Consider the following 13,563-nt stretch of genomic DNA (forward strand, 5'->3'; position numbering starts at 1 on the left):
GGGAGGGGTGGGCGGGTCTCAGCCCCACAGGCGGCGTTCCTCGTCCCTCGGGGCGTGGACGGTCCGGGGGCCGTCGGCGTCGAAGGTCCTCACGGGCCGGCTGCCGTTCCAGGCTTCCCAGCCGGGATCCCCGTGGGTGGCGAAGGCGGTCCACGCGGTGTGCATGGCCACGGCGAGCTCGCGCGGGGCCGCGTCACCGGCCAGGAGGCGGCTGTCCTCGGTGTGCAGCGTGTCGAAGACGAAGCCGAGCTCCAGGGCGTGGCAGGCGCCGAGCCGCCCCACCGGCGAGGGCCACGCGAACTCGTAGACGTAGGTGCGGCCCGGCCGGCCGGTCCGGACGTCGGCGAGCCGGTTGACCGGTGCCCTGAGCATCCTGTCGGTGGCCATGGCTCCGAGGATCTCGCCGGGCGGCACGTCCGGCCGGGAGGCCCGGTAGACCCCCGGCGCCCGCAAGGGGGCCCGGTTCCTCAGCGTGGCGGCCCACAGGGCGCCGCGCCCGATCCGGTCGACGAGGCCGCTGGGCACGAACCACAGCCGGTGCTCGTGCGTGTTGCTGCCCAGGAGGAGATCGATGCCGTCGGTGGCGCCGGCCGCGAACGCGACGGCGGGCGCGGTGGGAAGGACGTCGCCGTCGATCACGGGGTGGAAGCCGCGGTTGCCGGTCAGGGGGTTCCCGCCGGAGGTCGCGGTGCGTTGCGCGGCGAGCAGCCGTGCGGGATCGAGTCGGGCGAAGGCGGCGGCGGTGGCGTCGACGCCGAGGTGCCTGGCCATGGCCCCGGTGGTACGCGCCGCCCGGGCGGGCGGCAGCGCGGTGGGAGCTCCGCTCTGGAGGACGGCCCGGTGGAACAGCCCGGAGGCATGGGGACTCGTCAGCAGAGCAGCGATGCTGGTCGCCCCCGCGGACTCCCCGAAGACGGTGACGTTGCCGGGGTCGCCGCCGAAGGCGCGGATGTTGTCGCGGACCCAGGCCAGCGCGGCGAGCTGGTCGCGCAGTCCGAGGTTGGCGGGGGCGTCGGGGAAGACGCCGAAGCCCTCGATGCCGAGCCGGTAGTTGAGGGAGACCAGCACCACCCCGTCGCGGGCGAAGGCCCTTCCGTCGTAGACGGGGACGGCGGAGGACCCGTTGCGCAGCGATCCGCCGTGGATCCACACCATGACGGCCCGCTGCCCCTCGCCCGGGGCAGGCGTCCAGACGTTGAGGTTGAGGCAGGCGTCGCCAAGGATGTCGGGATCGGGCAGGAGTGCGTCCAGCGGGGCCGCGTAGGGGTTCTTGGGGGCGGTGGGCCCGAACGCGGTCGCGTCCCGGACCCCCGGCCAGGCCGGGGCGGGTACGGGCGCCCGGAAGCGAAGGGGACCGACGGGCGCGGCCGCGTACGGTATGCCGCGAAAGACGGTGACGCCGTCCTCGGCCGAGCCGCGGACCGTGCCGGAACAGGTGTCGACGAGAGTCATGCGCACGTCTCCCGGAGCTCCCGCTTGAGGACCTTGCCGCTGGGGCCGAGCGGCAGCGAGCCGAGCACGCGCACGATCCGGGGGTACTTGTGCCGCCCGAGGCGCTCCTTGGCCCACGCGACGAGTTCGTCGGGGTGCAGCCGCACCCCGGGGCGTGCGACCACGGCGGCGCAGATCTCCTCCCCCTTGACGTCGTCGGGCAGCCCCACCACGCTGACCTGCGCGATGCCGGGGTGGCGGGCCAGCGTCTCCTCGACCTCGCGGGGGTAGACGTTGAACCCGCCGCGGATGATCAGATCCTTCTTGCGGTCGACGATGGTCAGGAAACCGTCCTGATCCCTGACCCCGAGGTCGCCGGTCCGGAACCAGCCGTCGACGAGGGCTTCCGCGGTGGCCCGCGGGTTGTCGAGATATCCGGCGAAGACGTTGTGGCCGCGCAGGACGACCTCGCCCCGCTCGCCGTCGGCCAGGGGCACGACGCGGTCCTCGATCCTCGGGTCGGCGACGGCCGCCTCGACGCCCGGGATGGGGCGGCCCACCGTCCCCGTCCGCCGTTCCCCGGGCCGGTTGAACGTGGCGGCGGGGGACGTCTCGGTCAGCCCGTACCCCTCCAGGATCATGGTGCCGAAGGCGTCCTCGAAGCGTTCGAGGAGCGCGACCGGGAGTGCGGCGCCGCCGGAGACCGCCAGGCGCAGACCGGCGGGACGGGGACCGCCCGCCCCGGACGCCTCGGCGAGCGCGTGGTACATCGTCGGCACCCCCATGAACACCGTCACGGCCTCGCGGGCCATCAGCGCGAGGGCGTCGGGGCCGGTGAAGCGGGCGGTCAGGACCAGGGACGCGCCCGCGCCGAGGGCGGCGTTCATGGCGCAGGACTGGCCGAAGCTGTGGAACAGCGGCAGACAGCCGAGGACGACGTCGTCGGGCGTGAGCGCGAACAGGTCCCGGGCGCACACGGTGGCGTTGCGGACCAGGTTCGCGTGGGTGAGCAGGGCTCCCTTGGGCCGCCCGGTGGTGCCGCTGGTGTAGAGGATGACCGCGGTGTCGTCCGGGTCGCGCGGCTCGGGCCCGTCGAGAGCCTGCCCGCCGCGGTCGACGGGCAGGACCCTGACGCCGGTCCCGGAGGCGGCCGCCTCGGCGACCGCGGTCAGCGCCCCGGCCGCGATCACGGCCCGGCAGCCGCTGTGCCGCAGCACGTAGGCGACCTCGTCGGCCACGAGCAGGCCGTGCACGGGCACCGCGGTGGCCCCGACGGCGAGCACGGCGTAATAGGCCCGCGGGAAGTCGGCGGAGTTGGGCAGCAGCAGGGCGACCCGGTCGCCGGTCCCCACGCCGTCGGCGCGAAGCCGGGCGGCGAGCCGCAGGGCGTCCTGCCACAGGTCTCGGTAGGTGACGCGCACGTCCCCGTCGACGACCGCGGTCCGGTCGGGATGGCGGGCGGCGGACTCCTGCAGGATGGTGGCGACGCTCAACTGCACCTTGGCTCCCTCACGCGTACGAACGGGCTGTCCGATCGCCTCAGCTTCGGCCAGGGCGCGTGACGGCGGCCATGTGCAGACGCCCAGCACCGCGGCCGGCGGGGTGGGCAACGGCACGGCCGTCCGGGCACGGGCCGTCCGGGGCCGTACCCGGACGTGAGCGGGTCAGTGGTCCAGTTCGATGGCGCGCAGCGCGAGGGCCCATCCGAGCCGTGCCTCACCCGAGTCGGCGGGCCAGCCGGTCAGTTCGGCGACACGGCCGATGCGGTTCAGGATCGTGTTGCGGTGGCAGAACATCCGGACGGCGGTGCCGGAGGCCGAACAGCCCGAGTCCAGCCAGGTCCGCAGCGTGCCCAGGAGCACGTCGCGCTCGGCGCCGCTGTCCAGGACCCCGTCGAGATAGCGCACCGTGAGACGTTCGGCGATCTCCGGCTCGGCGCCGAGCGCCGCGTGCACCAGTCGATCGTCCAGCGAGGCGACCTCTCCGCTGCGCGGCGGCAGGGTGTCCAGCGCGCGCTGAGCGAGGCGTAGTCCCTGGGCCGCCGCGGCGAGTTCGCCGAAGGGCGGCGAGATGCCCGCCCGGCCGACGCGCTGGCCGCGCAGGGCCTCCGCGAGTTCCGCCGGGTCGGCGGCCCGGAGCCTGACGAGCCCGGCCACGGTGTCCGCGCGCGGTCGCCAGAACGACCACAGCCCCCAGCCCTCCAGAGCCGGCGCGGGGTCGGGCGGCGAGACCGCGTCGTGGGCGTCCTGGGCGATGACGACCACCGCGTAGTGGTCCTGCCGGGGCACGCCGAGGGCCGTGGCGGCGGCCCCGGCCACCGCCGGATCACCTGCGCGGCCGTCCAGCAGCGCCTCGAACAGGGCGCCGCGGCGGGATGCCTCGCGGTGCTGGAGTTCGAGCATGCGCAGGCGGTAGGCGTCCGCCATGGCGGAGGAGAACCGGTCGATGGTCTCCCAGACGGCGCCGGCCATGTCGCCGACCATGTGCTGCTGGGCGGGAGACCGGTCGCGCATCCAGTCGGCCATCGCCTGCCAGAGCACCCGGCCTCCGCGGCGGTAGGCCTGGAGCACGGTGGCCAGGGGCATGTCCTGCTCCGCTCGGAGCCGCCCGTTCTCGGCGGCCACGGCCTCGAAGAGGCGTTCGCCGTCGGGAATCCGGCCGAACTCGCGCAGGGCGATCTCCATGTTGCCGCGCAACGTCCGGTGCAGGTCCTCGTGGGTGACCGGGGTCCCGCTGGCGTAACGGGAGCTGTGCGCGCAGATGTCGTCCGCGAGGCGCTCTATGAGGTTGTCGAGGTCGCCGAGCAGGGTCAGGGCCAGCTCACGGCGCAGGGCCGGCTCGTCGTTCATGGGCGCAGGATAGGCACGCCCGCGGCCTGCGGGAAACATGGTGTCGACCACGATTCCCGCAGGCCGACGGCGTGCGGCGGGAGGCCGGTGCGGCTCACTTCCCGGCGGGTGCGGGCGTCCGGGGCGTCGTGCGGTCCTCACGGCGCACCAGCTGCCTGAGGCCCACGGCGAGTACCGCTCCCACCAGTCCGGCCAGCACGACGAGGACGAAGGGGGCCCGGTCGCCGTCGGCACGGTCCTCGATCAGACCGAAGAGGAAGGGCCCGAAGAACCCTCCGAGCAGCCCGACGGTGTTGATGAACGCGAGACCGACGGCGGCCATCAGCCCCGACATCCGCGACATGGCCACCGACCAGAACAGCGGAAGGGTGCCCATCAGGAAGAAGTTGGCGACGAACAGCAGCGTGAACTGTGCCGCGACCGCGTCCGTGACCAGGAATCCGCCCATCGCGGCGGTCCCCGCGACGGCACACAGGACGATCAGCCCGGTGTCGTCGCCGATCCGCCCGTGGAGCCAGGGGAAGAAGAGCACCCCGGCGAGAACGGCGAGGCCGATGCTGCCGGTGACCAGCCCGATGTTCGTCGTGCCCTCGACCCCGAGGCCCTCCACGATCGCGGGCAGGTTGAACCCGACGGCGGATGCCACGAGCTGGTTCACGAAGTAGACGGCCGCGAGCATCAGCACGACGGGGCGGCCGAAGGCCAACTGCAGATTGCCCCGCAGCCGGTGGGGCGACGGCGCGCCCGCCGCGCGCTCGGACAGCAGGGCGGCCTCGTCGGCGGAGAGCCATCGGGCGTCCTGCGGGCGGCTGGGGAGCGCGAACCAGACGACGGCGCCGACCGCGACGGTGACCAGGCCCTCGACGAGGAACATCCACTGCCAGCCGTGCAGTCCGGCCACGCCGTCCATGCTCATCAGCGCGCCGCCCGCCGGGGCGCCCAGGATCGTGGCGAGGGCCGGTGCGGTGTAGATGAGGCCGACCACTCTCACGCGGTGCCGCTGCGAGAACCAGAGCGTGACGGTGTACATCAGCGCCGGGTACAGCCCGGCTTCCGCTGCCCCGAGGAGGAAGCGGAGGAGGTAGAACGACAGCTCGCCCTGGACGAACATCATCGCCGCGGAGACCAGACCCCAGGTCACGGCGATGCGCGCGATCCAGGCCCGGGCTCCCACGCGGTAGAGCACCAGGTTGCTCGGCACTTCGAGAAGCGCGTAGCTGATGAAGAACACCCCGGCGCCGAGCCCGTACGCGGCGGCGCTGATGCCGATGTCGGCCTCCAGCTGGGTCTTCGCCAGCGACACGTTCGTCCGGTCCACGTACGACATGAAGTAGGCCAGGCCGAGTACCGGCAGCAGACGTCGGATCGCCCTGCGGGTGACCGCCGCGTGGAGCGCATCGGAGCCAAGTGACATGACAGTCCTTCCTGCGGGCACGGCTGCGCGCAGTGAGTCAGGAGTGGTGGGCGAGCGCACCCCGTCGCACCTCGGCGAGAGTGCTGTGTCGCTCGTGGTGGTCAGCTTCGGCGACACCGCCGCGATCCGGCCATGTGCAGTTGCCCAGCATGAGCCCGGGCCCGGTGGGCACCGGCCCCTGCGGCGGACACGGTCCCGGACCGCGCCCGCGGCCGTCGCGGGGCGCGGCGGGTACGGGGCGGGCGGGAGGTGGCGGCGCCGCGTGCGGGCGGCCGTTCACCCGGAAGGGAATGCGCTACTCCGCGTGCAGCACCAGCAGGGCCACGTCGTCGTCCGGCGGCTGCTCGGCGAATTCGTGGACCGCTCGCCGGATCCGCTCGGCGGTGGCCTCGGCGGGCAGCCCGGCGCACCCGGCGAGCACCCGGGCCAGCCCGTCCCCGTCGTCGAACATCAGCGGGCCGGACCGCCGCTCGGTCACCCCGTCGGTGACGCAGAGCAGGGTGTCCCCGGGCGCGAGGCCGAAGGTCTGGCTCTCGTACGCCACGTCCTCGACGACCCCGAGCAGCACCTGGGGTTCGGCGGCCGGGCGTACGGAGCCGTCGGGGCGCAGCAGCAGCGGCAGCGGGTGTCCGGCGCTGGCGACCGTGCAGCGGACCCCGCCGTCCGGGAGCGGCACGACCTCCCCGTACAGCAGGGAGAGGAACCGCGACTGGGTGCCGTCGTGGAGCTGCTGGCCCCCGGCGGCGGCGACCATCAGGGCGGCGGCCTCGGCGGCCTCCATGGCGTCGTCGAGGAGCAGGCGGTTCAGCCGGTCCAGGACCTCGCCGACGCCGAAGCCCTCGCGGGAGAGCAGCCGCAGCCAGGGGCGGGCGAGGCCGGTGACGACGGCGGCCTCGGGGCCGGAGCCCTGGACGTCGCCGAGGACGAAGCACCAGCGGTCGCCGGGGCACGGGAAGATGTCGTAGAAGTCACCACCGACCACGCCGTCGTCGCTCGGTTCGTAGACGAGGGCGCTGGTGACGCCGGGGATCTCGGCGACCTTGCTGGGCAGCAGGCCGCGCTGGAGGATCCGGCTGATGGTGGCCTGCCGGGTGTAGGCGCGGGCGGCGCCGACGGCGAGCCCGAGGCGGCGGACGAAGTCCTCGATGAGCGAGGCGACGGCCTCCGGCACCTGGGCGACGCCCTCACGGCCGACGAGTACGGTCCCGAGCGCCCGGCCGCCGGCGGTGATCCGGAACGCGAGCGCGGCCCCGTCCCGGCCGCCGGGGTACGGAGGCGGCGCGTCCTCGGCCTCCGCGGGCCCATCGGCCGCAGCGGCGGGCCAGGGCACGGGTACGGGGACGGGGCCGGAGCCCGCCCCGGCGGGGAGGTTGGGCGGGGTGTTCTCCAGGGCGGTGCGCAGCGGCTCGGTGCCGGTCTCGTCGCTGTGCCAGACCCGGGCGAGCCGGGGTTCGGCGGCCGGTCCCCCGCCCTCGGTCTCCAGCCAGATCGCGCACCAGTCCGCCAGCCGGGGCACCAGCAGCTGGCCCGCTATGGCGGCCACCAGGTCCTCGTCGAGCTGCCCGGCGAGCAGGTCGGAGGCCTCGGCGAGGAAGGCCGGGGCGCCCCGGCTGTCCCAGACCGCGTCGTCGCGTTCGGTGCGCCGGGCTGCGGGGGCGAGGATCTCGGCGGCGCGCAGGCCGCGCCGGAGGGCCTCGCCGTCGGGCGGGGAGGGCGGGGCGCTCCAGTCGTCGACGGGGAGGCGGGCCCAGACGGTCTTGAGGCCGGTGCGGTAGGTGATGCCCCAGGAGTCGGCGAGGGTGGCGACGAGCTGGAGGCCCCGGCCGTACTCGGCGGGGTCCGGCAGCTCCCCCGCGACCGCCGCGTCCGGTTCCGGCCCGGGCTCCGGCCCGTCGCCGCTGACCGGGCGGGCCGGGTGGTGGTCGGTGACCTCCAGGACGAGGGCGGCCGTCGGCTCGTCGTCACCGCCCTCCTCCTCCAGCCTGAGGACCAGGTCGACCGTGGTCCCGGCGTGCACCACGGCGTTGGTGACCAGTTCGTTGGTGACGGTCACGGCGTCGTCGGCCAGCCGGTCGCTGAAGCCCACGGCGGCGGGCACCCCGAGCCCGGTCCACTCGGCGAGCGCGGCGCGCACGAAGCGGCGGGCGGCGGACGGGGCGAGGGGTATGCCGGGCAGGCTGGTGCGGCTGGCGAGGCGCGGGCCGTGCGCGTAACCGGCACGGGTGGTGCCGGGACGCTGCACGGTGTCCCGCTGCAAGGGAATGGGCGCCACGGTGCGGCTCCTACGGTCCGACGACACCGACAGGGTGACAGACCGACCGCATCCATAAGCACCGAGTTACCGAAGTGAGCAGAAAATCGAGCAGATTCGAACGCAAGGCTTCGGGAAACTTAAACCTTCGGGAAGCGGAACCGGTGCGGCCGAGCGCGACAGGAACACTCCGTCGCGGCGATGAGCCTGCGGGCGTCCGCGGGTCTACCCCTGGAGAGACGACCGACTCACAGGGAGCACGCCATGGGCCTCATCCACATCGAACTGTTCGCGACCCTCGACCTCGTCGGGCAGGCGCCCGGCGGTCCCGACGAGGACCCGGTGGGGTTCCCGTTCGGCGGCTGGCAGGCGCCCCTGCTGGACCCGGTCGCCGGGGCGCAGGTCGGCGAGGCGTACGAGGGCACGGACGCCCTCCTGCTCGGCCGGCGGACGTACGACATCTTCGCCGCGTACTGGCCTCACCAGGAGGGCGGCGAGGACGCCGGGATCGCCACCCTCTTCAACAGCGTCCCGAAGTTCGTGGCCTCCCGCGGCCGGCCCGACCTCTCGTGGGCCGGGTCCACGCGGCTCGGGCCTGACCTCGCCGCCTCGGTGCGCGAGATCCGTGACCGGCACGAACACGTGAAGGTCGTCGGGAGTCTGAACCTCGTACAGACCCTCCTGCGCGAGAAGCTCTTCGACCGGCTCGACCTCTGGCTGCATCCGATCGTGCTCGGCGTCGGGAAGAAGGTGTTCGACGGTGGCGCGGTGCCCACCAACCTCACGCTCCTCGCACCCCCGGCAGCCGGCCCGAAGGGCACGGTGTACCTGCGCTACGGGCTAGCCGAGGGCACTCCCGCCACGGGGGACATGGGCGAACCCGATCGCGGTGCCGAAAGCTAGGGGTTCCCGGCAGGACCCGCACGGCACAGCGGGGCGGCAGGACACCTGGGTGTCCGACCGCCCCGCCGCCGCACCCTTCCGGGGCCGAGCCCCCGGAAGGCGACCGGGGCGGCCGGGAGCGAGCCCCCGGGACGCCACGGTCGGCGCGCGAAGGCTTACGCCTCGCGCGAGCCCGCGTACATCTCGTCGATGAGCCCCTGGTACTGGCGCTCGACGACCGGCCGCTTCAGCTTGAGGCTGGGGGTCAGCTCGCCGTGCTCGACGTCCAGGTCGCGCGGCAGCAGGCGGAACTTCTTGATGGTCTGCCAGCGCTGGAGGCCCTCGTTGAGGCGCTTGACGTATCCGTCGATCAGCTCGACGGTCTGCGGGGCCGCGACGACCTCCGCGTACGACTTGCCCTCCAGGCCGTTCTCGGCGGCCCAGCCGAGGATGGTGGGCTCGTCGAGGGCGATGAGCGCGGTGCAGAAGTTACGGTCCGCGCCGTGCACCAGGATGTTGGAGACGAACGGGCAGACCGCCTTGAACTGGCCCTCGACCTCGGCCGGGGCGACGTACTTGCCGCCGGACGTCTTGATCAGGTCCTTCTTGCGGTCGGTGATGCGCAGGTAGCCGTCGGCGGACAGCTCGCCGATGTCCCCGGTGTGGATCCAGCCGTCCGACTCCAGGACCTCCGCGGTCTTGTCGGGCAGCTTGTGGTAGCCGTCCATGACGCCCGGGCCGCGCAGCAGGATCTCGCCGTCGTCCGCGATGCGCACCTCGGTGCCGGGGAGCGGCTTGCCGACCGTGCCGGTGCGGTAGGCCTCGCCCGGGTTCACGAAGGACGCGGCGCTGGTCTCGGTGAGGCCGTAGCCCTCCAGGATGTGGACGCCGGCGCCCGCGAAGAAGTAGCCGATGTCCGGGGCGAGGGCGGCGGAGCCGGAGATGCAGGCGCGCAGCCGGCCGCCGAAGGCGTCGCGGATCTTGGAGTAGACGAGCGCGTCGGCGACCTTGTGCTTGGCGCCGAGCGCGAAGGGGACGGACGCCTTGCCGGTGCGGCGGAAGTTGTCCTGGGAGACCTTGGCGTACTCGCGGGCCACCCCGGCCGCCCACTGGAAGATCTTGTACTTGGCGCCGCCGCCCGCGCGGGCCTTGGAGGCGACCCCGTTGTAGACCTTCTCGAAGATCCGGGGCACGGCGGCCATGTAGGTCGGCTGGACGACCGGCAGGTTCTCGATGATCTTGTCGATGCGGCCGTCGACCGCGGTGACGTGGCCGACCTCGATCTGCCCGGAGGTGAGGACCTTGCCGAAGACGTGGGCGAGCGGCAGCCAGAGGTACTGCACGTCCTCCGATGTGATCAGCCCGGTCGCCACGGTGGCCTTGGCCATGTACGACCAGTTGTCGTGCGGCAGCCGTACGCCCTTGGGGCGGCCGGTGGTGCCCGAGGTGTAGATGAGGGTGGCGAGCTGGTCGGCGGTGATCGCGGCGACCCGCTCGGTGACCGCGTCCGGGGTCTTGGCGAGGAGCTCGGCGCCCTGGGCCTCCAGGTCGGCGAGGGTGATGATCCAGCCCTCGGGGTCGCCCTCGGCGGGCTCGACGCCGGCCGGGTCGATGACCACGACATGGGCGAGATCCGGCAGGTCGGCGCGGGTCTCCCGGGCCTTGGCAAGCTGCTCGGCGTCCTCCGCGATGAGGATCCGGCTCTCGGAGTCGGCCAGGATGAACGCGGACTCCTCGGCGTTCGTGGAGGGGTAGATCGTGGTGGTCGCGGCGCCCGCGCACATCACCCCGAGGTCGATGAGGATCCACTCCACCCGGGTGGCCGAGGAGAGGGCGACCCGCTCCTCCGGCCGTACGCCGAGCGCGATCAGCCCGGCGGCGATCGCGTAGACCCGCTCGGCGGCCTGGCCCCAGCTCAGCGACTTCCAGTCGTCGGGCCCCTCGCCCGAGGCGGATGGCACCGGATAGCGGTACGCCTCCCCGTCCGGGGTCGCCGCCACGCGGTCGATGAAGAGGGCCGCCACGGAGGGCGGCCGGTTATCGATCAAGGTCTGTGTGTCGCTCACGACGTCCTCCGGGCCTGCGGCATTGCTACGACCGGCTTCTTTGATACGGCGACTTGCTCTGTACGTCCTGCTCTGCAACCTGCTTGTTCGGCTTGTTTAACTGGCCAGTAACCATCGAGTCGTGATCAGAGTAGAGCGCACTTGTCCGCCACGTAAGAGGCAACGGGCCGCCGCTTTCATAACGAAAGGGCCCCCACGCCGGTACTGCGGCATGGGGGCCCTCCGGGCCGCTCGTCGACAGGCGGCGGCAGGCGTCGGGTCGGGGGCTACTTCTTGCCCTTGCTCTCCCCGGCGGACTCGTCGGTCGACAGGACGGAGATGAAGGCGTCCTGCGGAACCTCCACATTGCCGACCATCTTCATCCGCTTCTTGCCCTCCTTCTGCTTCTCCAGCAGCTTCCGCTTACGGGAGATGTCACCGCCGTAGCACTTGGCGAGGACGTCCTTGCGGATGGCGCGGACGGTCTCACGGGCGATGACCCGGGCGCCGATGGCCGCCTGGATCGGCACCTCGAAGTTCTGCCGGGGGATGAGCTTCTGCAGCTTGGCGACGAGCCGGACGCCGTACGCGTACGCCTTGTCCTTGTGGGTGACCGCGGAGAACGCGTCCACCTTGTCGCCGTGCAGCAGGATGTCGACCTTGACGAGCTGGGCCGACTGCTCGCCGGTGGGCTCGTAGTCGAGGGAGGCGTAACCCCGGGTCTTGGACTTCAGCTGGTCGAAGAAGTCGAAGACGATCTCCGCGAGCGGCAGGGTGTAGCGGATCTCGACCCGGTCCTCGGAGAGGTAGTCCATGCCGAGCAGGGTGCCGCGCCGGCCCTGGCACAGCTCCATGATCGCGCCGATGAACTCGCTCGGGGCCAGCACCGTGGCGCGGACGACCGGCTCGTGCACCTTGTCGATCTTGCCCTCGGGGAACTCGCTCGGGTTGGTGACGACGTGCTCGGTGCCGTCCTCCATCTCGACGCGGTAGACCACGTTGGGCGCGGTGGCGATCAGGTCGAGGCCGAACTCGCGCTCCAGCCGCTCGCGGACCACGTCCAGGTGGAGCAGGCCGAGGAAGCCGACGCGGAAGCCGAAGCCGAGCGCGGCGGAGGTCTCCGGCTCGTAGACCAGGGCGGCGTCGTTGAGCTGGAGCTTGTCCAGCGCCTCGCGCAGGTCCGGGTAGTCCGAGCCGTCCAGCGGATACAGCCCCGAGAACACCATCGGCTTCGGGTCCTTGTAACCGCCCAGCGCCTCGGTCGCCCCGTTGTTCAGGGAGGTGATCGTGTCACCGACCTTGGACTGCCGGACGTCCTTCACCCCGGTGATGATGTAGCCGACCTCGCCCACGCCGATGCCGTCGGCCGGGGTCATCTCCGGGGACGACACCCCGATCTCCAGCAGCTCGTGGGTGGCGCCGGTGGACATCATCTTGATGCGCTCGCGCTTGTTGAGCTGACCGTCGACGACACGGACGTAGGTGACGACACCGCGGTACGAGTCGTAGACCGAGTCGAAGATCATCGCGCGGGCGGGGGCGTCCGCGACGCCGACCGGGGCCGGCACGTCCCGCACGACCCGGTCGAGCAGCGCGTCCACGCCGACGCCGGTCTTGGCGGAGACCTTGAGCACGTCCTCGGGCTGGCAGCCGATGAGGTTGGCCAGCTCCTCGGAGAACTTCTCCGGCTGGGCGGCCGGGAGGTCGATCTTGTTGAGCACCGGGACGATGGTGAGGTCGTTCTCCATCGCGAGATAGAGGTTGGCCAGCGTCTGGGCCTCGATGCCCTGCGCGGCGTCGACCAGCAGGACCGTGCCCTCGCAGGCGGCGAGCGAACGGGAGACCTCGTAGGTGAAGTCCACGTGGCCCGGGGTGTCGATCATGTTGAGGACATGGGTCAGGCCCTGGTCCTCGCCCTCGGTGGGCGCCCAGGGCAGCCGGACCGCCTGGGACTTGATGGTGATGCCGCGCTCGCGCTCGATGTCCATCCGGTCGAGGTACTGAGCGCGCATCTGCCGCTGGTCGACCACTCCGGTCAGCTGAAGCATCCGGTCGGCAAGGGTCGACTTGCCGTGGTCGATGTGCGCGATGATGCAGAAATTGCGGATCAGCGCCGGGTCGGTACGGCTCGGCTCGGGCACGTTGGAAGGAGTCGCGGGCACGCAGGGTCCTGATTCTTGAGACGCCGAACGCCGTGTCTCGGGTCGATGTCGGGTCGGTCGGATCGTCGGTCGGATCGATACGTAGGCTCCATCGTCCCACGCCTGCGGGGCAGCGACCGGTTTGGGCCGGTCGGAGGGTGACTGCTACCGTGGACAGCTGTGCCTCGTGGCTCTCACGAGCGGCGTGGCTCACCTAGAAGATCCAACGAACCTGAAAAGGCTCTTTCGTGGCGAACATCAAGTCCCAGATCAAGCGGAACAAGACCAACGAGAAGGCGCGCCTGCGCAACAAGGCCGTCAAGTCGTCGCTCAAGACCGCGATCCGCAAGGCCCGCGAGGCCGCCGCTGCCGGTGACGTCGAGAAGGCCACCACGGCCGTCCGCGACGCCTCCCGTCAGCTCGACAAGGCTGTCTCGAAGGGTGTCATCCACAAGAACGCCGCCGCCAACAAGAAGTCGGCGCTGGCGTCCAAGGTTGCCGCCCTGCAGGCCTGAGCTTCTTCCCGGAGCTCACTGATGTGATCGCCGGA

The 13,563-nt window shown here is 72.2% G+C and carries 9 protein-coding genes; 2 read left to right on the forward strand and 7 right to left on the reverse strand.

Annotated features, from left to right (window positions below; translation table 11 throughout):
• Positions 1-18: 18 nt before the first annotated feature.
• The 5 genes from ACSMXR_RS10590 to ACSMXR_RS10610 all read right to left on the reverse strand — a co-directional run bounded on the left by ACSMXR_RS10590 (position 19) and on the right by ACSMXR_RS10610 (position 7,966).
• Positions 19-1,452: a carboxylesterase/lipase family protein gene (locus ACSMXR_RS10590; RefSeq protein WP_473171713.1), complete on the reverse strand. Its 1,434-nt coding sequence runs from the start codon at positions 1,450-1,452 to the stop codon at positions 19-21.
• Complete coding sequence (locus ACSMXR_RS10595) at positions 1,449-2,930, reverse strand: long-chain-fatty-acid--CoA ligase (protein WP_137233402.1); 1,482 nt, start codon at positions 2,928-2,930, stop codon at positions 1,449-1,451. Before ACSMXR_RS10595 ends, ACSMXR_RS10590 begins: the two co-directional genes overlap by 4 nt.
• Before the next feature lie 165 nt (positions 2,931-3,095).
• Positions 3,096-4,280: a PucR family transcriptional regulator gene (locus tag ACSMXR_RS10600; RefSeq protein ID WP_137233403.1), complete on the reverse strand. Its 1,185-nt coding sequence runs from the start codon at positions 4,278-4,280 to the stop codon at positions 3,096-3,098.
• Between the two features lie 94 nt (positions 4,281-4,374).
• Positions 4,375-5,694 carry an MFS transporter gene (locus ACSMXR_RS10605; RefSeq protein WP_473171714.1) on the reverse strand — a complete coding sequence of 440 codons (1,320 nt, stop codon included), beginning with the start codon at positions 5,692-5,694 and terminating at the stop codon, positions 4,375-4,377.
• Positions 5,695-5,989: 295 nt separating this feature from the next.
• Positions 5,990-7,966 (reverse strand): SpoIIE family protein phosphatase, encoded by a 1,977-nt coding sequence (locus tag ACSMXR_RS10610; RefSeq protein ID WP_473171715.1) that lies wholly within the window; start codon positions 7,964-7,966, stop codon positions 5,990-5,992.
• 243 nt (positions 7,967-8,209) lie between these two features.
• On the opposite strand from ACSMXR_RS10610, the gene ACSMXR_RS10615 reads away from it, so the two are divergent.
• Positions 8,210-8,848, forward strand: a complete 639-nt coding sequence (locus tag ACSMXR_RS10615; protein ID WP_473171716.1) for a dihydrofolate reductase family protein — start codon at positions 8,210-8,212, stop codon at positions 8,846-8,848.
• Between the two features lie 155 nt (positions 8,849-9,003).
• Here ACSMXR_RS10615 and ACSMXR_RS10620 read toward each other — a convergent pair whose 3' ends face one another.
• On the reverse strand, positions 9,004-10,893 hold the full coding sequence (locus tag ACSMXR_RS10620; protein ID WP_137233407.1) for an AMP-dependent synthetase/ligase: 1,890 nt from the start codon (positions 10,891-10,893) through the stop codon (positions 9,004-9,006).
• Between the two features lie 266 nt (positions 10,894-11,159).
• Positions 11,160-13,034: a translation elongation factor 4 gene (lepA, locus tag ACSMXR_RS10625; RefSeq protein WP_473171717.1), complete on the reverse strand. Its 1,875-nt coding sequence runs from the start codon at positions 13,032-13,034 to the stop codon at positions 11,160-11,162.
• Positions 13,035-13,261: 227 nt separating this feature from the next.
• Here lepA and rpsT point away from each other — a divergent pair, with 227 nt between their 5' ends.
• Positions 13,262-13,528, forward strand: coding sequence for a 30S ribosomal protein S20 (gene rpsT / locus ACSMXR_RS10630; protein ID WP_030077886.1), 267 nt, complete (start codon positions 13,262-13,264; stop codon positions 13,526-13,528).
• The last annotated feature ends 35 nt before the right edge of the window (positions 13,529-13,563 follow it).

The sequence above is a fragment of the Streptomyces sp. DSM 106670 genome, assembly GCF_055792845.1.